Source organism: Paenarthrobacter ureafaciens (assembly GCF_004028095.1).
GTDB lineage: Bacteria > Actinomycetota > Actinomycetes > Actinomycetales > Micrococcaceae > Arthrobacter > Arthrobacter ureafaciens.
On sequence record NZ_SBHM01000003.1, the window covers coordinates 56,107 to 75,129 of the forward strand.

General features: G+C 64.7%; 16 protein-coding genes. 4 read left to right on the forward strand and 12 right to left on the reverse strand.

What is annotated here, in order from left to right:
* Positions 1-78 precede the first annotated feature (78 nt).
* Genes hpaD through AUR_RS00605 form a run of 3 tightly spaced genes read left to right on the forward strand, consistent with a single transcriptional unit; the run spans position 79 to position 2,716 of the window.
* Positions 79-1,170, forward strand: coding sequence for a 3,4-dihydroxyphenylacetate 2,3-dioxygenase (gene hpaD, locus AUR_RS00595; protein ID WP_021474576.1), 1,092 nt, complete (start codon positions 79-81; stop codon positions 1,168-1,170).
* A gap of 2 nt (positions 1,171-1,172) precedes the next feature.
* Positions 1,173-1,958 carry a 2-oxo-hept-4-ene-1,7-dioate hydratase gene (gene hpaH / locus AUR_RS00600; protein ID WP_062096802.1) on the forward strand — a complete coding sequence of 262 codons (786 nt, stop codon included), beginning with the start codon at positions 1,173-1,175 and terminating at the stop codon, positions 1,956-1,958.
* The gene (locus AUR_RS00605; RefSeq protein ID WP_031217292.1) at positions 1,943-2,716 is read left to right on the forward strand and encodes an HpcH/HpaI aldolase family protein; all 774 of its coding nucleotides are present in this window, start codon (positions 1,943-1,945) and stop codon (positions 2,714-2,716) included. Before hpaH ends, AUR_RS00605 begins: the two co-directional genes overlap by 16 nt.
* Before the next feature lie 51 nt (positions 2,717-2,767).
* Here AUR_RS00605 and AUR_RS00610 read toward each other — a convergent pair whose 3' ends face one another.
* The 11 genes from AUR_RS00610 to AUR_RS00660 all read right to left on the reverse strand — a co-directional run bounded on the left by AUR_RS00610 (position 2,768) and on the right by AUR_RS00660 (position 17,487).
* Positions 2,768-3,244: a pyridoxamine 5'-phosphate oxidase family protein gene (locus AUR_RS00610; protein ID WP_021474579.1), complete on the reverse strand. Its 477-nt coding sequence runs from the start codon at positions 3,242-3,244 to the stop codon at positions 2,768-2,770.
* 129 nt (positions 3,245-3,373) lie between these two features.
* On the reverse strand, positions 3,374-5,596 hold the full coding sequence (locus AUR_RS00615; RefSeq protein ID WP_062096801.1) for a catalase: 2,223 nt from the start codon (positions 5,594-5,596) through the stop codon (positions 3,374-3,376).
* 185 nt (positions 5,597-5,781) lie between these two features.
* Entirely contained in the window at positions 5,782-6,624 is an 843-nt protein-coding gene (locus tag AUR_RS00620) for a pyruvate, water dikinase regulatory protein (protein ID WP_021474581.1), read from the reverse strand.
* Complete coding sequence (gene ppsA, locus AUR_RS00625; RefSeq protein ID WP_128397017.1) at positions 6,625-9,027, reverse strand: phosphoenolpyruvate synthase; 2,403 nt, start codon at positions 9,025-9,027, stop codon at positions 6,625-6,627.
* Between the two features lie 240 nt (positions 9,028-9,267).
* Positions 9,268-9,726, reverse strand: a complete 459-nt coding sequence (locus AUR_RS00630) for an acyl-CoA thioesterase (protein ID WP_225740031.1) — start codon at positions 9,724-9,726, stop codon at positions 9,268-9,270.
* Entirely contained in the window at positions 9,716-11,074 is a 1,359-nt protein-coding gene (locus tag AUR_RS00635) for an MFS transporter (RefSeq protein WP_062096799.1), read from the reverse strand. Before AUR_RS00635 ends, AUR_RS00630 begins: the two co-directional genes overlap by 11 nt.
* Positions 11,075-11,076: 2 nt before the next feature.
* A complete protein-coding gene (locus AUR_RS00640; RefSeq protein ID WP_062096798.1) occupies positions 11,077-13,467 on the reverse strand; it encodes a bifunctional salicylyl-CoA 5-hydroxylase/oxidoreductase in 2,391 nt (796 codons plus the stop codon).
* A gap of 14 nt (positions 13,468-13,481) precedes the next feature.
* On the reverse strand, positions 13,482-15,182 hold the full coding sequence (locus tag AUR_RS00645) for an AMP-binding protein (RefSeq protein ID WP_062096797.1): 1,701 nt from the start codon (positions 15,180-15,182) through the stop codon (positions 13,482-13,484).
* 57 nt (positions 15,183-15,239) lie between these two features.
* Positions 15,240-16,112 carry an acyl-CoA thioesterase gene (locus tag AUR_RS00650; protein ID WP_062096796.1) on the reverse strand — a complete coding sequence of 291 codons (873 nt, stop codon included), beginning with the start codon at positions 16,110-16,112 and terminating at the stop codon, positions 15,240-15,242.
* Between the two features lie 2 nt (positions 16,113-16,114).
* Positions 16,115-16,597, reverse strand: a complete 483-nt coding sequence (locus tag AUR_RS00655; protein ID WP_062096795.1) for a cupin domain-containing protein — start codon at positions 16,595-16,597, stop codon at positions 16,115-16,117.
* 53 nt (positions 16,598-16,650) lie between these two features.
* On the reverse strand, positions 16,651-17,487 hold the full coding sequence (locus tag AUR_RS00660) for a fumarylacetoacetate hydrolase family protein (protein WP_021472238.1): 837 nt from the start codon (positions 17,485-17,487) through the stop codon (positions 16,651-16,653).
* 142 nt (positions 17,488-17,629) lie between these two features.
* On the opposite strand from AUR_RS00660, the gene AUR_RS00665 reads away from it, so the two are divergent.
* Entirely contained in the window at positions 17,630-18,028 is a 399-nt protein-coding gene (locus tag AUR_RS00665) for a RidA family protein (RefSeq protein ID WP_021472237.1), read from the forward strand.
* Positions 18,029-18,122: 94 nt separating this feature from the next.
* On the opposite strand, the gene AUR_RS00670 is transcribed toward AUR_RS00665, so the two are convergent.
* Positions 18,123-18,998 carry a PaaX family transcriptional regulator gene (locus AUR_RS00670; RefSeq protein WP_128397022.1) on the reverse strand — a complete coding sequence of 292 codons (876 nt, stop codon included), beginning with the start codon at positions 18,996-18,998 and terminating at the stop codon, positions 18,123-18,125.
* Positions 18,999-19,023 lie beyond the last annotated feature (25 nt).

Below are 19,023 nucleotides of genomic sequence, written 5' to 3' on the forward strand. Positions count from 1 at the left end.
GTTTTCAGCCCTCAAAGCGCGCACAAATGCGACCCAGTTGGGTACCCACAACCATCCTTTCGACGAAGAAAGACCATCATGACTACTCCCTTCACCGGCCCCATCCCCACCCCGACCGTTCCGGCTCCGGACATCGTCCGCTGCGCCTACCTCGAACTCGTGGTCACGGACCTGGAAAAGTCGCGGGCGTTCTACGTGGATCTCCTTGGCCTGCACGTCACCGAGGAAGACGAGAACACCATCTACCTCCGTTCCTTCGAGGAATTCATCCACCACAACCTCGTCCTGCGGAAGGGCCCGGTGGCCGCGGCGGCCGCGTTCGCCTACCGGGTGAAGTCCCCCGCCGAGGTGGATGCCGCCGAGGCCTACTACCGTGAACTCGGCTGCCGGGTGGAACGGCGCAAGGAAGGCTTCACCAAGGGCGTGGGCGATTCCGTCCGCGTGGAGGATCCGCTGGGCTTCCCGTACGAGTTCTTCTTCGAGGTTGACCACGTTGAACGCCTCACCCAGCGCTACGATCTGTACTCCGCGGGCGAACTGGTCCGCCTGGACCACTTCAACCAGGTCACCCCGGATGTTCCGCGCGGCCGCAAGTACCTCGAGGACCTGGGCTTCCGGGTCTCGGAAGACATCAAGGATTCCGACGGCGTCACGTACGCCGCGTGGATGCACCGCAAGCAGACTGTGCATGACACCGCCCTGACCGGTGGCAACGGACCCCGCCTGCACCACATCGCGTTCTCCACCCACGAGAAACACAACATCATCCAGATCTGCGACAAAATGGGTGCCCTGCGCATCAGCGACCGCATCGAACGCGGCCCCGGACGCCACGGCGTCTCCAACGCCTTCTACCTCTACATCCTGGACCCGGACGGCCACCGGGTGGAGATCTACACCCAGGACTACTACACCGGCGACCCGGACAACCCCACCGTCACCTGGGACGTCCACGACAACCAGCGCCGTGACTGGTGGGGCAACCCCGTGGTCCCGTCCTGGTACACCGAGGCCTCCCTGGTCCTGGACCTCGACGGCAACCCCCAGCCGGTCATTGAACGTGAAGAGAAGTCTGAAATGGCAGTCACGGTTGGGGCCGATGGTTTCTCCTACACCCGCCCCGACGAGGCCACCGGAGCCGAAGGATTCAAACTGGGAGCGCAGGTCTGAGGATGTTGGATGCCCGGACAATCGAAGCCATTGCCGACGAGCTCGTCGAGGCGGGCAGGAACCGCAAACCGGTCCCACGCCTGACCGCGCGCTATCCGGAGATGACGGTTGAAGATTCCTACGCCGTGCAGAAGCTGTGGCGGCAACGTAACGAAGAAGCCGGCCGCACGCTGGTGGGGCGAAAGATCGGCCTCACGTCCAAGGCCATGCAGGCCGCCACCGGCATCACCGAACCGGACTACGGAGCGATCTTCGATGACATGGTCTTCGAAACCGGCTGCTCCGTGGAGTGGGACCGGTACACCCACCCGCGGGTGGAGGTGGAACTTGCGTTCGTGCTCAAGGACGGCCTCAAGGGACCCGGCTGCACCATCTTCGATGTCCTCAACGCCACAGACTACGTGGTTCCTGCCCTGGAGATCCTGGACTCCAGGATAGAAATGGAGGGCCGGACCATCGTGGACACGATCTCGGACAACGCTGCCATGGGCGCCATGGTGATCGGCGGGCGCCCCGTGAAGCCCGACGCCGTCGACCTGCGCTGGGTCTCGGCCATCCTCTACAAGAACCAGACCGTGGAAGAAACCGGAGTGGCAGCCGGCGTCCTGGACCACCCGGCCAACGGGGTCCATTGGCTGGCCAACAAGATCGCCGCCCACGGCGACTCCATGAAAGCCGGCGACATCATCCTCGCCGGCTCCTTCACCCGCCCCCTGTGGGTATACAAAGGCGATACCGTCCACGCCGACTACGGACCCTTGGGAGTTGTGACATGCCACTTCAGCTAGACCCCCGGTTCTACACAGTCCTCCGGGAATCGGACCGCCCCCTGGTGGGAATGTGGGTATGCTCCGGCAGCCCGTTGGTGGCCGAAATCTGCGCCGGCTCCGGCCTGGACTGGCTCCTGATAGACGCCGAACACAGCCCCAACGGCCTCGAATCAATCCTCGCCCAGCTCCACGCCACCAGCGGCTACCCGATCCAGGTCATGGTCCGCCCTCCCGTCAACGACACCGTGGTGATCAAGCAATATCTGGACCTCGGCGTTCAGAACCTCATGATTCCCATGGTCAACTCCGCTTTCGAAGCAGCCGCCGCGGTGGCCGCCGTCCGTTACCCGCCGCACGGGGTCCGGGGCGTCGGCTCCGCCCTGGCCCGATCGGCGCGCTGGAACCGCATCCCGGACTACCTCGCCACAGCTTCGGCGAGCATCAGCCTTACGGTCCAGATCGAATCCGAGGCGGCAGCATCTGCCGTCGAAGAAATCCTCGCCGTCGATGGTGTGGACGGGATCTTCCTTGGCCCCTCCGACCTCGCCGCCTCGATGGGCCTGCTGGGACAGCAGGAAAATCCCCTGGTGAGGGCCGTCGTCGAGCATTGCCTTGAAGCCGCCAAAGCGGCAGGCAAACCGGCCGGCGTGAACGCCTTCAACGAAGCAACAGCAAGGTCCTACCTCGACGCCGGCGCCTCGTTCGTGCTGGTAGGCGCCGACGTCTCGGTCTTGGCCCGGGCCTCGGAGGGGTTTGCGGAGAAGTTCATTAGCTAGCAGCCGCCGGTGGCGCGGCGCATGCCCCGCCACCGGGCTGGATGCATAAACCTAGGACCGCTGTTCGTCCGGCAAGGTCTCCGGATCAACATTTGGCCGCCACTGGCTGGGCGGGTTGATGACGAACCTGCGGCCGCTGATGTCCGACGGCGTCACCCTCACCAGGATGTCCTTGCTGCCCGGTTGCCACGGGGCAAGTCCCGAGTCCACGGCTTCCTGGATTTCGTTCGGGTCCGAGACGAACTCGGCACTGCCCTTGAGGATCACGCTCCAGGCAATGGTTCCGTAGCTGTTGAAACCGTCTGCCTCAAGTGCAACGCGTGACGCGCCCCGTAGAGCGGCCTCCTTGGTGCCTTCCCCGATGCGGAAAATGATCGTTCCGTAATTGGAGACGAAGTTAATGGGAAAGATCTCCGGATTTCCATCGATGACAAGGCCGATCCTGCAGACCGATGTGGATTGCAGATACTTCCAGCAGTCATGGACGCTGAGCTCTTTGGTGTCTTGTACTGAAGCAGTGTTCTCCATGGCGTTGAGCCTAGTGCTTGAATTCCGGACTGAGTAGGGTTTGACGTCGCGATTCACCTAACGCCGACGGCGGATGGTCACCGATATGGCAACCACCCGCCGTCGTGAGTCCCCTGGAAGCAGGCGACGCTAAGCTGACGTTCCCGCAGCCGGGAACCGCTCCCAGGCCCTGTGCGTGGACAGGAGCTCCTGGAGGGCAGGGATCACAGCGCCCGGATCATCCCCGGCCACGATCCCCGGAGCGTCCTGGGGTATGCCCGCAGCATCGAGGCAGGAGGCTCCTGAACCCCACGCACCGATTGCCTTGCCGTGGCGGAAGGCTTCCGAGGCCATAAGCACGACGCGGGGGTCCACCGCGGCTCCGGGCTCCCCCGCCTTGGCGTCCCGACCGGGCATGGCGTCCGGAGCCGGCGAAGCCCCGCCTACCAGGACGAGGGCGTCGAACTCGGTGGACCGCGCCGTCAGATAGGTCCGCTGGACCGTCAAGGCAGGACCGTCGTCCGCTCGGAGGTGGCCACCCACCGGCGCAACAAGCAACGGTACGATGCCCTCTGATTCCAGCGCTTCACGGGCCGCAGCGACCAGCGAAAGATCGCTGCCTGCGTCGGCCACAATCCCCACTACGCGGCCTGCGACGGGCCATGTGCCGCCCAACTGGGACAGCGCCGGGCTGGGCTCGGAGTCGGGGACATCCACCGTGGCGCCGGGAACCGGCATGCCAAGGCCTTTGGCGACGGCCTCGCACAGTCCGGCGTCGATGTTGGCCAACGCCATCAACTGCCGCTCCCGGACAGCAGCTTCATAGCATTTGCCGAGCTCGAAAGTGTAGGCCTGGATGATGTGGTCCTGCTCCACCGGTGTCATGCTCCGGAAGAACAACCGGGCCTGGCTGTAGTGGTCATCGAAGGATGCAGGGTTGCGGCGCTCCTTGATGGCCTCAGCGATTTCTTCGGGAACCTCCACGAACGCACCGACGTCCTGCCCCGCCATGAACGGGCATCCGCCATCAAGTGAGTTCGGGTGGTAGGGAGCCACGCCGGAGTGGACCGCCGTCTGGTGCATCCCGTCACGGAGCATGTCGTTGACCGGAGCGTGCGGCCGGTTGATGGGCAGCTGCGCGAAGTTCGGCCCGCCCAGCCTGGAGATCTGGGTGTCCAGGTAGGAGAAGAGCCGCACTTGGAGCAGCGGATCATTGGTCACATCGATTCCGGGCACCAGGTGTCCCGGGTGGAAGGCGACCTGCTCCGTCTCGGCAAAGTAGTTGGTGGGATTGGCGTTCAGGGTCATCAGGCCGATCGGCTGGACCGGGGCGAGTTCCTCCGGGATGAACTTGGTGGGGTCCAGGAGGTCGATGCCCTCGAACATTTGGTCCTCGGTGTCCGGGAACGCCTGGATGCCCAATTCCCACTGGGGATAGGCACCCGCCTCAATGGCATCGGCCAAGTCCCGGCGATGGAAGTCGGGGTCCATGCCGTTGATGATCTGGGCTTCCTCCCAGACCAGTGAATGGACACCCTGCTTGGGCTTCCAGTGGAACTTGACCAGCGTGGTTTCGCCATCTGCGTTCACCAACCGGAAGGTGTGGACACCAAACCCCTCCATGGTCCGGTAGGACCGCGGAATGCCGCGGTCGGACATGTTCCACAGGGTGTGGGCCTGGGCTTCGGTGTGCAGTGAGACGAAGTCCCAGAAGGTGTCATGGGCACTCTGGGCCTGCGGGATCTCCCGGTCCGGGTGGGGCTTGGCAGCGTGCACGATGTCCGGGAACTTGATGCCGTCCTGGATGAAGAAGACGGGGATGTTGTTGCCTACGAGGTCGTATGTGCCCTCATCCGTATAGAACTTCGTCGAGAATCCGCGGGTGTCGCGGACAGTATCCGCCGAACCCCGTGAACCCAGTACGGTGGAAAACCGCACGAAGACCGGCGTTTCGACGTCGGCCGCCAGGAAGCCGGCCTTGGTCACTTTCGAGGCCGTGCCGTAGGAACGGAAGACGCCGTGTGCGCCGGCTCCACGGGCATGGACTACGCGCTCCGGGATCCGTTCGTGGTCAAAGTGCGTGATCTTTTCGCGCAGGTGGTGGTCCTGCAGCAGGGTGGGCCCGCGCGAACCCGCTTTGAGTGAGTGGTCCGTGTCGGCGAGCCTCAGCCCCTGGGCAGTTGTCAGGTATTGGCCGGACTGGGCCCGGGCGTTTGCCGGCGCACCTGTGGGGCTACCCGTGGGCGAGACAGCCTCGGGCGCCTGCTGGTCGGGCTTGGGCGGCAAAGGTTCACGGGGACCGGTTGGCTCTTCCACGCTTGCGGGCTCACTTGACGGAGCGCCGGGAATCCGGACGTTGTCTTCGTTTGGCACGATGGGTTCTCCTCGGGTTTGTGGCAAAGCCGGCAGCCCAGCTAAAAAGCTAAGCTTCCTTACTACCCTAGGGGTCCCCTGCCGGCACCGCAACGGAGCCACGCGGCGCGGAGCGGCCTTGGTGGCCGGTCAGCGCCCCACGTCAGCTCGCCGTGTAAGCTCCCCGACGTAAGCTCCCCGACAGATCAGTGATGAAGCTGCATCCGCTGGAGCACCGTGGCCGAGATTTCCTCCACCGACATCGTGGCCGAGTTCACGTACGGGATGTTGTTCGCCCGGTACATGTCCTCTGCGTTCCGGAGTTCAAAACTGCATTGCTGCAGCGAGGCATAGTTGCTGCCGGGGCGGCGCTCCTGGCGGATCTGGCTCAGCCGCACGGGTTGGGAGGTGAGGCCAAAGCACTTGTCCGCGAACGCCAGCAACGGTTTGGGCAACGACATCGTGTCGAAGTCTTCCTCCACCAGGGGGAAGTTCGCCGCGAGGATGCCGTGCTGCAATGCCAGATACATGGTGGTGGGGGTCTTGCCGCAGCGCGAAGGCGCTATGAGGATCAGCTCGGCACGCTCCAGCGCCCGCAGGGACTGGCCGTCGTCGTGCTCTATCGCGTACTCGACCGCGGCCATGCGGGACTGGTAGCGAACAGCGTCCCCGACGCCGTGCGCTTGCCCGGGAGCGCCGCTGGCGGCAGTGCCCAACGCGTCTTCCAATTGGCCGATGTGCGCGTCGAAGAGGTCGAAGAAGCGGCCTGCGCTCTGGGCGAGGACAGCACGCACCTCCGGATTGACCGTCGTCGAGAAAACCAGCGGCCGGGTGCCCGAAGCCGCCACCCGGTTGATGCCGTGGACCACCGCGCGGGCCTGTTCAACCGTGGTGATGAACGGGATGGTGCGGCGTTCCAAGCGGTGCGCCGGGAACTGCGTCAACAGCGTATTACCGAGGGTCTCGGCGGTGATGCCGGTGCTGTCGGAGAGAAAGAACACCGTGGGAGCGGGCGCGGAGCCCGCCCCCACGGCATGCGTATCCGTCATCTACAGCGCCGCGCGGTTACCCGTGCGTGCCAAGCGCAGCCACGTTTCCGTGACGGCGTCAGGGTTCAGGGAGATCGAACTGATTCCCTGCGCCAGCAGCCACTCCGCGAAGTCCGGGTGGTCGCTGGGACCCTGGCCGCAGATGCCCACGTACCGCCCCTTGGCCCGGCAGGCGCTGATGGCCATTTCCAGAAGCTTGGTGACAGCGGGGTTCCGCTCATCGAAGCCATCGGCCACCAGGGCTGAGTCGCGGTCCAGGCCCAGGGTGAGCTGGGTGAGGTCGTTGGAACCGATGGAGAACCCGTCGAAGTACTCCAGGAACTCATCGGCCAGCAGCGCGTTGGCGGGAAGTTCGCACATCATCACGATCTCCAGCCCGTTCTCGCCGCGGCGCAGGCCGTTCTCCGCCAGCAGGTCGATGACGCCGCGGGCTTCGTCCAGGGTCCGCACGAACGGAACCATGAGCTTGATGTTGCTCAGGCCCATCTGGTTCCGCACGTACTTGAGGGCCTCGCACTCAAGCTCGAACGCCTGCCGGAACGACTCCGACAAGTACCGGGAAGCGCCCCGGTACCCGATCATCGGGTTCTCTTCCTCGGGTTCGAACGCCGGGCCGCCGATCAGGTTGGCGTACTCGTTGGACTTGAAGTCCGAGAGCCGGATGATCACCGTTTCCGGCGCGAACGCGGCGGCAATCGTGGAGATGCCTTCGGCAAGGCGACGCACGTAGTAGTCCCGCGGTCCGTCGTAGGCCGCGATCTTCTCGCGGATCTGCCTGACGGTGAAATCGTCCAGGGACGCCGGGCGCGGAATGTCGCCGGCAACGGCCAGCAGGGCGTTGGGGTGGATGCCGATCTGGCGGTTGATGATGAATTCCAACCGGGCCAGGCCCACTCCATGGTGCGGGAGCCTGGCGAAGCTGAACGCCTGCTCCGGGGTGCCGACGTTCATCATGATCTTCACCGGTGCCTCGGGCATGGTCTCCAGGGACGTTTCCTGGAGGGTGTACTCGAGCAGCCCCTCGTACACCAGGCCGGCTTCACCTTCGGCGCAGGACACCGTCACCGGCGTTCCGTCCTTGAGGATCTGGGATGCGTACCCGGTTCCAACGACGGCGGGGATGCCCAGTTCGCGGGCGATGATGGCGGCGTGGCACGTGCGCCCGCCACGGTCCGTGACGATCGCGGCGGCTTTCTTCATGATCGGTTCCCAGTCAGGGTCGGTCATGTTCGCCACCAGGACATCGCCCTCCTGGAAGGAAGCCATCTGGTCGATGGAGGACAGGACGCGCACCTGCCCGGCACCGATCCGCTGGCCAATGGCGCGGCCTTCCACCAGCACGGTGGAACGCTCGGCGAGGGTGTAACGGGAGACGGAACCGGCCGCTTTGCGGGACTCCACCGTTTCCGGGCGGGCCTGCAGGATGTAGAGCTCACCGTCCACGCCGTCCTTGCCCCACTCGATGTCCATGGGCCGGCCGTAGTGCGCCTCGATGGCCATCGCGTGCCGGGCCAACTGCTCAACTTCGGCGTCATTCAGGCTGAACTTGCTCCGCAGGTCCGGCTGGACGGGGATGAAGTCCACTGTCCTGCCAACCTCGCGGGATTCGGTGTAGACCATCTGGATGGCCTTGTCACCCAGGCCGCGCTTCAGCACGGCCGGCCGGCCCGCAGCAAGGGCAGGCTTGTACACATAGAACTCATCCGGGTTCACGGCGCCCTGCACCACGGCTTCGCCAAGTCCGTACGACGAGGTAACGAACACGGCGTCATTGAACCCGGATTCGGTGTCCATGGTGAACATCACGCCGGATGCTCCGACGTCCGAACGGACCATGCGCTGCACGCCGGCCGACAACGCCACTTCCGAGTGGGTGAACCCGTGGTGGACGCGGTAGGCAATCGCGCGGTCGTTGTACAGCGAAGCGAAAACATCCTTGATGGCAACCAGGATGTTCTCAATGCCCCGGATATTAAGGAAGGTTTCCTGCTGGCCGGCAAAGGAAGCATCGGGAAGGTCTTCGGCCGTGGCGGACGAGCGCACAGCCCAGGACACATCGTCGCCATGCTCTGCGGTCAGGCGGTGGTATGCGGCGCGGATTTCCTCTTCGAAACCGGCCGGGAACGGTGTTTCACGGATCAAGTCACGGATCTGCTGGCCAACGCGGGCCAAAGCGGCCACGTCGCCGCTGTCCAGCCCCGCAATGATGGCCTCGATCCTGGCATCCAGGCCGGATTCGCTGAGGAAACGCCGGTAAGCGTCCGCCGTCGTGGCAAAACCGTCCGGAACTTTTACTCCCGCCGAGGCGAGGTTGCGAACCATTTCGCCGAGGGAAGCATTTTGGCCGCCAACCTGGTCAAGGTCGGACAAGCCAAGATCAGAAAACCAGAGAACGTCAGTCATAAATGGTGTCCTTCGTTGGGCACGCGCTGACAAGCGCTGAAAAATAGGGTGATGCAAGACTGTGGGGACCAGGCCCCCGGAAGCAAACTCATGTGATCAGCGCAACTTAACGCACACGTCATGAAGCGGACATGACTTGTTGCGTCGGGGGCCTGCCGGGTAAAGGGGAAAAGCCCGACGTCGGCACCCGGGGTGGGGTGCCGACGTCGGGCTTATTGCCGGTATTGCTTCCCGGAATTGTTACGCTCCGGCCCTGACCGCAGCAACGAAGTGTTCCGGCCAGGGTTGGGCCGACGTGGCGCCGGGCGGGACGTGGGCGGTGGTGACGGAGCCGAAGGCGGCAACCTCCCCCGCGTCCCTTGCCGCCCCGGCGGAATGGCCACGGACTTCGAACTCCATGGTCATGGAGGTCCGGCCCAGGGCCGCGATCCGCACTGTTGCGGTCACGCGCTGCCCGAACCACAGTTTCGCTTTGTAGTTGATGACCTGTTGGACCCGGGGTGCGCTGGGAAAGTAGTCCGGGAGGTCAAGATTCCGGAACAGCTCAGCCTCTGCGGACTCCACCCAGCGCAGGATTGCCGAATTGTGTTGGTGGCCGGAGGCATCGGTGTCCACCCATTCGACCATGCGCTCTACCTTTGCCTCCGGTCCCCCGTCCACGTACGTGTCTTCGCGGACCAGGCGCGCGTTATCGGGCACCGATTGCGGCATTTCGGCCGTCCGGGTCCTCTGCGGCCACGGGCTGCTCCGGCTGCGGCTTGGGAATCAGTGCGACAGCGACCGCCGCCAGGACCGCAATACCTGCGAAGATGGCGAAGTTGGCTTCGAAGGGAAGTTTCGACCCGGCAATCCAGCCACCGATCAATGGTCCGGAGATGGCACCGAGGCGGGCGAAGCTGAGGGCCCACCCCGTGGCCGTACCGCGGACCTTCGCCGGGTAGTAGTCGGCGATGTAACCGGTGAGGACCAGCGACGTGGAGATGGAGCCTATGCCGGCGAAGGCCACGAACAGCAGGTTCACCACCATGGTGTTGGGGAACACCAGGAGCATGATGCCCAGGCCGCCGAGGATGTAGAAGACCACCAGGATCAGCTTCTTGCCGTACTTGTCCGCAGCCCGGCCCAGGAGCAGGCCGCCGATTGCCGAGGCGAGGCTGAAGACCAGGAGGAAGGTCAGGGAGGAACCGAGGTCATAGCCGGCCTTCTTCATGATGCTCGGAAGCCAGGTGTTCAGGCCGTAGACCAAAAGCAGGCCACAGAACAGCGAAATCCAGAAGAACACCGTGGAGCGGAGGTACCGCATGGAGAACATGGTGGTGATCGTCTTCCACCACGGATCCGCAGCTTGCGCGGCAGTGGGTGCCACCGGGACGACCGGCTTGTAATCAGTGATGCCCAGCTTGGCGGCCAAGGCCTTTGCCTCGGATCCGCGACCCTTCGACTCCAAGTACTCCAGCGATTCCGGCAGGAACTTCCAGATCACCGGCAGCAGCACCACAGGGGCAGCGCCGATCGCGATGACTATCCGCCAACCACCCATGGGGAGGACCAGGAGCGCGGCAAGCGCAGCGGCCACGATCCCCAGCGAGTAGCCCGAGTACATGAGGCCATAGTTGTAAGAGCGCTTGTTGGGCGCCGAGTATTCGATGGTCAAGGCCGCGGCAACGGGAATCACGCCACCCATGCCGAGCCCGCCGACCAGGCGGAAGAACCCGAAGAGTTCCGGAGTCGGTGCCCAGGCGGCACCTGCCTGGGTGACGGTGAAGATGATCATGGAGGCGAGCAGCATTTTCTTGCGGCCCACCAGATCGCTCAGCGTGCCGATGAACAAGGCGCCGATCAGCATGCCGATCAGGGCGTAGGAACCCAAGCCGCCCAATGCCAGCGGGGAAAGGTTCCATTCCTTGTATTCGGCCAGTGCCGGGAGGACAGCTCCCAGCACGCCGACGTCGTAGCCTTCGGCGAGGATCGCCAGCCAGCAGCAGAAGAGCACTACGCCTGTGGTGCGCTTGGGCACGTTCCAGGTGTTGACGGGTGCGGCGGCCATGGCTACTTCACCAGGACCGATGCTGCAGCGGAAGCGGGCTTCCAGCGGAGGTGGCTGGTGGTTTCTTGGGCATCGGGCTCCTTCAAGAGGGATAGGCGGGGACGTACGGCATCGGTGCGTGAGCTCGGTGGCTTGCGGCGTCCGGCGCGGAATTGCGGAATCCACTGGGCGCCGGGGCCTTGGTATTCCTGCTCGGCTGCTGCGTGCAGGGTCCATTGGGGATCGTACAGGTGCGTGCGGCCAAGGGCGATGAGATCGGCGCGGCCTGCGAGGAGGATCGAGTTCACGTCGTCGTAGCTGGAGATGGCGCCGACGGCGATCACTGCCACGCCTGCCGGAGCGGCTACTTCCTGGCGGATACGGTCGGCGAACGGGGTCTGGTAGCTGCGTCCGAACGCGGGCTTTTCTTCCTTGGCCACCTGGCCGGTGGAGACGTCAAGGCCGGCGGCTCCGTGCTCTACGAAAGCCTTCGCGATCTGCAGTGAGTCGTCGGAGGTGTTGCCGCCGTCGATCCAGTCCGTGGCGGAGATGCGCACCGTCAGAGGTTTGCTTGCCGGCCACGCCGCGCGGACGGCGTCGAACACTTCCAGGGGGAACCGCAGCCGGTTTTCCAGGCTGCCGCCGTATTCGTCGGTGCGCTGGTTGGAAACGGGCGACAGGAAGGAGGAGAGCAGGTAGCCGTGGGCTGCGTGGATCTCCAGGAGGTCGAAGCCGGCTTCGTCGGCCCGCTGCGTGGCAGCGACGAACTCGGCCTTGATGGCGTCCATCCCGGCACGGTCCAGTTCCACCGGGGTCTGGTTGTCGGGGCCGTACGGCAGGGCGGAAGGCCCGACGGCGGTCCAGTTGCCGGACTCGAGCGGCTGGTCGATGCCCTCCCACATGAGCTTGGTGGAGCCCTTGCGGCCGGAGTGTCCCAGCTGGGCGCCGATTTTGGCGGTGGAGCGGGCGTGGACGAAGTCGACGATTTCCTTCCAGCTGTCCTTCTGTTCGTCGGTGTAGAGGCCGCTGCAGCCCGGGGTGATGCGGCCGGTTTCGGAGACGCACACCATTTCCGTCATGACCAGTCCGGCGCCGCCCAGGGCCTTGGAGCCGAGGTGGACCTTGTGGAAGTCACCGGGGATGCCGTCCGTGGCGGAGTACATGTCCATCGGGGAGACGACGATGCGGTTCTTCAGTTCGAGTTCGCCAATACGGAACGGCTGGAACATGGCAGGGGCGACGTCGGTGAGCCCTTGGGACTCTGCGAAGTTGCGGTCCACGGCGTCGGCAAACTCAGGATCGCGCAGGCGCAGGTTTTCCTGGGTGATGCGCCGGCTGCGGGTGAGCAGGTTGAAGGCGAACTGCGTCGGGTCCTGGTCCTTGTACTGGCCGATGCGTTCGAACCACTCCAGCGAAGCCTGCGCGGCACGCTGCGTGGAAGCGACCACGGGACGCCGCTCGGTTTCGTAGGCCTCCAGTGCCTCTGCCACCGTGGGGTGCTCGTGGAGGCAGGCAGCCAGGGCAAGGGAGTCCTCCATGGCCAGCTTGGTGCCGGAGCCAATGGAGAAGTGCGCCGTGTGGGCGGCGTCGCCCACCAGGACCACGTTGCCCTTGCGCCAGCTCTGGTTGCGGACGGTGTTGAAGTTCAGCCACTTGGAGTTGTTGGAAAGGACCTCGTAGCCGGCGAGTTCCTCGGCGAAGATCTCACGGATCTTGGCGATGGCCTTCTCATCGGAAACACCCGGAGGGAAGACTTCGTTGGCGGTCTCATCGAAGCCCGCGGCGTGCCAGACGTCCTCATGCATCTCGACAATGAACGTGGAGCCTTCGTCGGAGTACGGGTACCCGTGGATCTGCATGACGCCCCACTCGGTCTCCTTCACGAAGAACTTGAAGGCTTCAAACACTTGGTCCGTTCCGAGCCACATGTATTTGTTGGTGCGGGGGTCCAGGTCCGGGCCGAACGCGTCGGCGTACTTGGCGCGGATCTGGGAGTTAACGCCATCGGCGGCCAGGACCAGGTCGTAGTTGGCTTCGAGTTCCTCGATGGCAGGGGCCATGGTGCTGAAGCGGACGTCGACGTCGAGTTCGATGCAGCGGCGCTGGAGCAGTTCCAACAGTTCCTTGCGGCTCATGGCGGCAAAACCCTGGCCGCCGACGGTGATCATCTCGCCGCGGAAGTGGATGTCGATGTCGGACCAGCGGGCGAACCGGCGGCTCATGTACTCGGCCACCACTGGGTCTGCGTTGCCGATTCCGCCCAGGGTTTCATCGGAAAATACGACGCCGAACCCGAAGGTGTCGGACGCGGCGTTCCGTTCCCAGAGGGTGATGTCGTGGGACGGATCCAGCTGCTTCATCAATGCTGCGAAGTACAGGCCGCCCGGGCCGCCTCCGACGATTGCGATCTTCATGGTGTTTGCTCCTTCTACGCCTGGCTCTGGCCTGCGGCGGTGAGTTGTTGGGTGTTCCCCGCGGTGGAAACCCCTGAGGCGTCCTCTGCACGGACGCGATCGCGCAACTTGAAGTGCTGCAGCTTTCCGCTGGGGTTCCGCGGGAGTTCGGTCACGAACCGGACGTCGCGCGGGTACTTGTAAGGGGCGATGGTGCGCTTGACGAAGTCCTGGATTTCCTTGCGCTTGCCGGCGTCGCCGGTGACGCCTTCACGCAGCACAACGAACGCGCAGACGATGCTGCCCCGTTGCTCATCCGGGATGCCGATGACTGCGTTCTCCACAACGTCGGGGTGCTGGTCAATGGCTGCTTCAACCTCGGGGCCGCCGATGTTGTACCCGGAGGAGACGATCATGTTGTCCGAGCGCGCCTGGTAGGTGAAGTACCCGTCCTCGTCCATGGAGAACGTATCCCCCGTGACGTTCCAGCCGTTGACCACGTAGTTCAGCTGCCGGGGATCGTCCAGGTACCGGCAACCCGTGGGGCCGATGATGGCAAGGCGACCGGTCTGGCCGGGGCCAAGTTCATTGCCCTCTTGGTCCAGGATGGTGGCCCGGTAGCCGGGCACGGCTTTGCCCGTGGTGCCGGGCCGGATATCGTCCCCGGCCGCGGAGATGAAAACGTGCAGCATTTCCGTGGCGCCGATTCCGTTGACCAGCCGCAGGCCGGTGGCCTCGTGGACGGCTTCCCAGGTTTCCTTGGACAGGTGCTCCCCCGCGGAGACGGCAACCCGGAGGTTCTTCAGAAGGTCGCCGCGGTTCTCCTTGAGGATGGCACGGTACGCGGTGGGGGCGGTGAACAGGACGGTGGCGCCGGCTTCTGCTGCGCGCTCGGCCAGTTCGACGGGCCCGGCTTTCTCGGTCAGCAGGGCCGACGCGCCGAACCGCAGCGGGAAGACCACGAGTCCGCCGAGGCCGAAAGTGAAGGCCAGCGGAGGCGAGCCGGCGAACACGTCATCCTCGGTGGGCTCCAGGATGTACCGGGCGAAGGTGTCCGCGTTGGCCAGGATGTCCCGGTGGAAATGCATGGTCACCTTGGGCACGCCCGTGGTGCCGGACGTCGGTCCCAGCAGGGCAACGTCGTCCGAGGCGGTGTCCACTGCCGTGAACTCCCCGCTCTTGCGCAAGCAGCGGGAGGTGAGGTCGCCGTCGTCGTGCGTTTCCGTGTCAGCACCGTAGGTCAGGACGGTGACGTCCTCCCCTGCCGCGACCGCGAGTTCGTCCACGAACCGGTGATCGGAGATGGCGACCACCGGTTTGGTGAGCCCGATAATCGTGGCCACCTCGGTGGAGCGCAGCATGGGCATGGTGGTGACCACCACGGCGCCGGCCTTCAAGACGCCGAGCCAGGCCGCGACGATCCACGGGTTGTTGGGTCCGCGCAGGAGCACCCGGTTGCCGGGGACCACACCGAGGTCCTCCGTGAGCACCTGGGCCACTTGGTTGGCGTGGGTCTGCAGCTCGCCGTAGGTCCAGACTTCGCCGTCGGGGGTACGGAGCGCCGGCCGCGCGGCACCGTACCGGGCGACGGCGTCGTCGATCAGTACGGCCGCGGCGTTGAGCCGGTCGGGGTAGTTCAGTTCGGGGAGGGTGAATTCGAACGCCGGCCAGGTATCGGCGGACGGCAGGTGGTCGCGGGTGAACGTGTCCACGTGGGCCGATGGCAACATGCTCATGGCCGTTCCTTTCAGTGGTGCGTCGTTGGGGCTGGGGTTGGTGGTGCCGGGGGCTGACTACGCGCCTGCGCGGATCATGCCTTCCTGGGCGACGGTGGCCAGGAGCCGCCCTTGGCGGTCGAAGAACCTGCCCATCGCCAGGCCGCGGTTGCTTTGGCCGGAGACGGCTTCCTGGGCGTAGAGCACCCAGTCGTCCACGCGTCCGTCGCGGTGGAACCACATGGAGTGGTCAAGGCTGGCGGTGGCGAGTCCGGGGCTGGACCAGTTGAGGCCGTTGACCCGGAGAAGCGGTTCCAGGATGGTGTAGTCGCAGACGTACGCGAGGGCGGTGCGCTGGAGGTTCGGGTCGTCGGGCAAGGCATCGAACGCCTTCACCCAGATCGCTTGCTGCGGAGCGGTGCCGCCTTCCAGCTGGACGTACAGCGGACCGGGAATGTGCCGCATGTCGAAGCTGCGCCCGGTTGCCCAGTACTCGGCTGCCTTGCTGTCCACGCCTGCCAGCGCATCTTCGGCTGTGCGCAGCGATTCAGGCCCGACGGCGGCAGGCGCCTCGGGCTGGAACCCGGGTCCGTCTTCGGGGACCTGGAAGGATCCCATGGCGGCATAGACCGGCTTGCCGTTCTGGAAACCCCGCACGGTTCGGGTGGAGTAACCGCGGCCGTCCCGCAGCCGTTCCACCTCGTACCGGACAGTGGAACCGATATCCACGGGCCGCATGAAGTAGCTGTGCATGGAATGCAGCTGCCGGTCAGCGTCCACCGAGCGCATCATCGCTGCTGCGGCCTGGGCAACCATGTCCCCGCCATAGGCTTTGGGCCACGGCACGTACTGGGTGGTTGCCTCGTAGGCTTCATCGAATACCTGCGCGTCCGTAGCGGTGAGGTCTACGGCGCGGAGGAAGGTTTCCGACGTCAGGGTTCCCGTGATCATGGTTATGCCCGGCGGTAGTCGGCGAGGGTCTCGTCCGGGACGTCGTCGAGGTTGACCACGAGGTTTTCCGGAGTGCGGGCGGTCAGCCACACGAGTTCCTCGGTGACAGACATGTTCGCCTCCACGTGGGGCATGAACGGCGGCACGAAGACCCAGTCGCCGGCCTTCATGTCGATGAACTCTGAGTAGTTTTCGCCGAAGTAGATCCGGCCGTGGCCGCGGAGGACGTAGCCGCCAGTTTCCGCTTCGCCGTGGTGGTGCGGGAGGGAACGGTAACCGGGAACGTTGGACACCTGGCCGAACCAGATCTTGGTTGCCGGGGTGTGCTGGATGCTGACGCCCGAAACACGGATGCAGTCACCGGACTGGGCCGTGTTGGTGTCCTCTTCTCCCGCACGGGTGACGACAGGAACTACCTTGCCGTCTGCCTGGGCGTAGATGGAGTTGTCGCCTTCGAGGCGGTAGTCGGTGGTGGCCTGGCTCATGGAGTTCTCCTTCTGGGTTTTTTACAAGCTTCTGGGGTTCAGGCTGTTGGGGTTCACGCTGTCGCAGGGACGGGCGCATGGATGCGGAACGTGTTCTCCAGCCGTCCGATCCCGCCGATTTCGGTGACCAGGATGTCCCCGTCCTGCAGGAAGCGCGGCGGGTTCATGCCCATGCCCACTCCCCCGGGTGTCCCGGTGAGGACGAGGTCGCCGGGGCGCAGGACGGTGAATTGGGAAATGTAGGACAGCAGCTGCGCGGGACTGAAGACGAGCGTCCGGGTGTTGCCGTCCTGCACCAGCTCTCCGTTGACGTACCCGCGGACTTGGAATTCTTCGCCGGCCTCGTCCGGGGTGACCATCACGGGCCCCACGGGAGTGGTGGCGTCCCAGGCCTTGCCTTGGAACCACTGCAGCGTCCGGCTCTGCCAATCGCGCATGGACACGTCGTTGGCCACCGTGTACCCGGCGATCGCTTCGCGTGCCTGGTCAACGTCGGCCTGGTACAGCTCCGAACCGACGACGACGGCGAGCTCGGCTTCCCAGTCGACGCGGCCGCTGCCGCGGATCTCCACGGCGTCGTTTGCACCCAGGAGCGTGTCCGCGTACTTGGCGAAGAGCGTGGGGTACTCGGGAAGCTCCCGGCCCATCTCCCGGATGTGGTCGCCATAGTTCAGTCCGCAGCAGATCACCTTGCCGGCATGGGGAAGCAGCGCTGCGAAATCGGGTGCCGTCAGGGCTTCCCCTTCCGCGGATTCCGCTAGGGCCCGCCAGTTTTCGAGGCCAAGGAATGCACCGACGTCACTGGCCGGAAGCGCCACGTAGGTGTCGTCGCCCGTAGCGAGTGCCGCCGTCGTACGTCCGCCGGAGGTTCGCAGGGTGGCAAGTTTCATGGAATGTGTCCCTTCGGGGTTTCGAGACTTGATGTGTCGACTTTTTTACGATCGTCACATATGCTCAACGTAGCACGGCGGAATTGATCTGCACAGGGGCTTTTCAGAATTTTTTGCGGCTGCCACAACGAGGAGGAACAGCATGGCGCACAAGACCATCAATCCGGAGTCATTGCCCAAACCATCGGGCTTCGCCCACGGCATTCTCGCCGGGAACGCCGTCTTCCTGGGCGGCCAGACCGCCTTGGACAAGGACATGAACATCGTCCCCGGCGGCATCGTCGAACAGTTCACCCAGGCGTTTTCGAACGTCCTCACTACCCTGCGGGAAGCCGGAGGACAGCCCGAGGACCTGGTCAACGTCACCATCTACCTCACGGACGTGGACGACTACATGGCCAATGGCCGGGAGATCGGGCGCATTTGGCGGGAAATGGCCGGCTCGCAGTACCCTGCCATGGCAGGCATCGGCGTCACGCGCCTTTGGCAGAAAGAAGCCATGATCGAGATCCAGGCCATCGCCGTCATCGCCGACCGCTGAGGCACTGTACGGAAGATCCGGCACGACGGAAGATCCCGCACGACAAAGAGGATCCGGCAAGCCCTAAGGCTTACCGGATCCTCTTTGTCGTGATTCAGGCCGCTTCCGCTTCTTCCACGAGGGACATCGCGTAGCTCTCGGCCATTGGCCCGATGAGGCGGTGAACACCGAAGAAGATCCTGCGCGCCTCGGGACCCTGCCATCCAACCGGCAGGTACTCAAGGGGAAGCCCGGGATCCCGGTAGGGCAACCGCCGCCACAAGGTGAGCATCGGCACGTAGTAACGGAAGGCATTCCGGCGCAGCTCCGGCGACGACGCAGCGAACGCCGCTCCGGGATCCTCGCCCACCAGCGCGGTCCATTCCTCCAGCGAACCGCCAAAGGTGTCCATGAACTGCGAAATCTGACTGCCCAAGGCCTCAAGATCCCACCATTGGGCCACCTTGGCCCTCATGTCCGATTCCGAGGAGTAGTCACCGGTGAAGAACTCCACATACTTGTCCAGCCCGCGGGCCTCGAGGCGCTGCTGCGCGCTTTCGCGCACCCCGGAAGGAGCAATCCACACTCCGGCTCCCATGGAGCCAAAACCGAGCCTGGTGAGCTCCGCACGCAATTGGTGGCGCCGTTCCCGTTTCGACTCCGGGACGGAGAATATGGCCAGGACCCACGGTGCGCCGGGATTGGCCCGGGCTGGCGCGAAGATGCGCTCGTCGCCTTCGCTGATCAGCTTCAGGGACGCGTCCGACAGCTCGTAACGGGCCAATCCCCCGCCCTTGACGCTGGCCAGCACGCCCTTGGCCTTGAGGCGGGAAACAGCAGAACGGACCGCAGGTGCGTCATGGCCGAGGTCGCCCAGCATCTGGATCAGGACGGAGATTGGCAGTTGCCCGTCTGCGCGGCGCCCGTAGAGACCATAAATGGTCAGGATGAGCTGCTGCTGGGGCAGCGCAGGTGCGGGAACCTCAATCACCGGAGTAGCTTTCGATTCTGTTGGG

Coding starts and splice junctions, on each gene's coding strand:
- AUR_RS00640 (WP_062096798.1), bottom strand. CDS start 13,467: ATGAAGATCGCAATCGTCGGAGGCGGCCCGGGCGGCCTGTACTTCGCA.
- AUR_RS00660 (WP_021472238.1), bottom strand. CDS start 17,487: ATGAAACTTGCCACCCTGCGAACCTCCGGCGGACGTACGACGGCGGCA.
- AUR_RS00635 (WP_062096799.1), bottom strand. CDS start 11,074: ATGGCCGCCGCACCCGTCAACACCTGGAACGTGCCCAAGCGCACCACA.
- hpaH (WP_062096802.1), top strand. CDS start 1,173: ATGTTGGATGCCCGGACAATCGAAGCCATTGCCGACGAGCTCGTCGAG.
- AUR_RS00665 (WP_021472237.1), top strand. CDS start 17,630: ATGGCGCACAAGACCATCAATCCGGAGTCATTGCCCAAACCATCGGGC.
- AUR_RS00655 (WP_062096795.1), bottom strand. CDS start 16,597: ATGAGCCAGGCCACCACCGACTACCGCCTCGAAGGCGACAACTCCATC.
- ppsA (WP_128397017.1), bottom strand. CDS start 9,027: ATGACTGACGTTCTCTGGTTTTCTGATCTTGGCTTGTCCGACCTTGAC.
- AUR_RS00605 (WP_031217292.1), top strand. CDS start 1,943: ATGCCACTTCAGCTAGACCCCCGGTTCTACACAGTCCTCCGGGAATCG.
- AUR_RS00645 (WP_062096797.1), bottom strand. CDS start 15,182: ATGAGCATGTTGCCATCGGCCCACGTGGACACGTTCACCCGCGACCAC.
- AUR_RS00610 (WP_021474579.1), bottom strand. CDS start 3,244: ATGGAGAACACTGCTTCAGTACAAGACACCAAAGAGCTCAGCGTCCAT.
- AUR_RS00620 (WP_021474581.1), bottom strand. CDS start 6,624: ATGACGGATACGCATGCCGTGGGGGCGGGCTCCGCGCCCGCTCCCACG.
- hpaD (WP_021474576.1), top strand. CDS start 79: ATGACTACTCCCTTCACCGGCCCCATCCCCACCCCGACCGTTCCGGCT.
- AUR_RS00650 (WP_062096796.1), bottom strand. CDS start 16,112: ATGATCACGGGAACCCTGACGTCGGAAACCTTCCTCCGCGCCGTAGAC.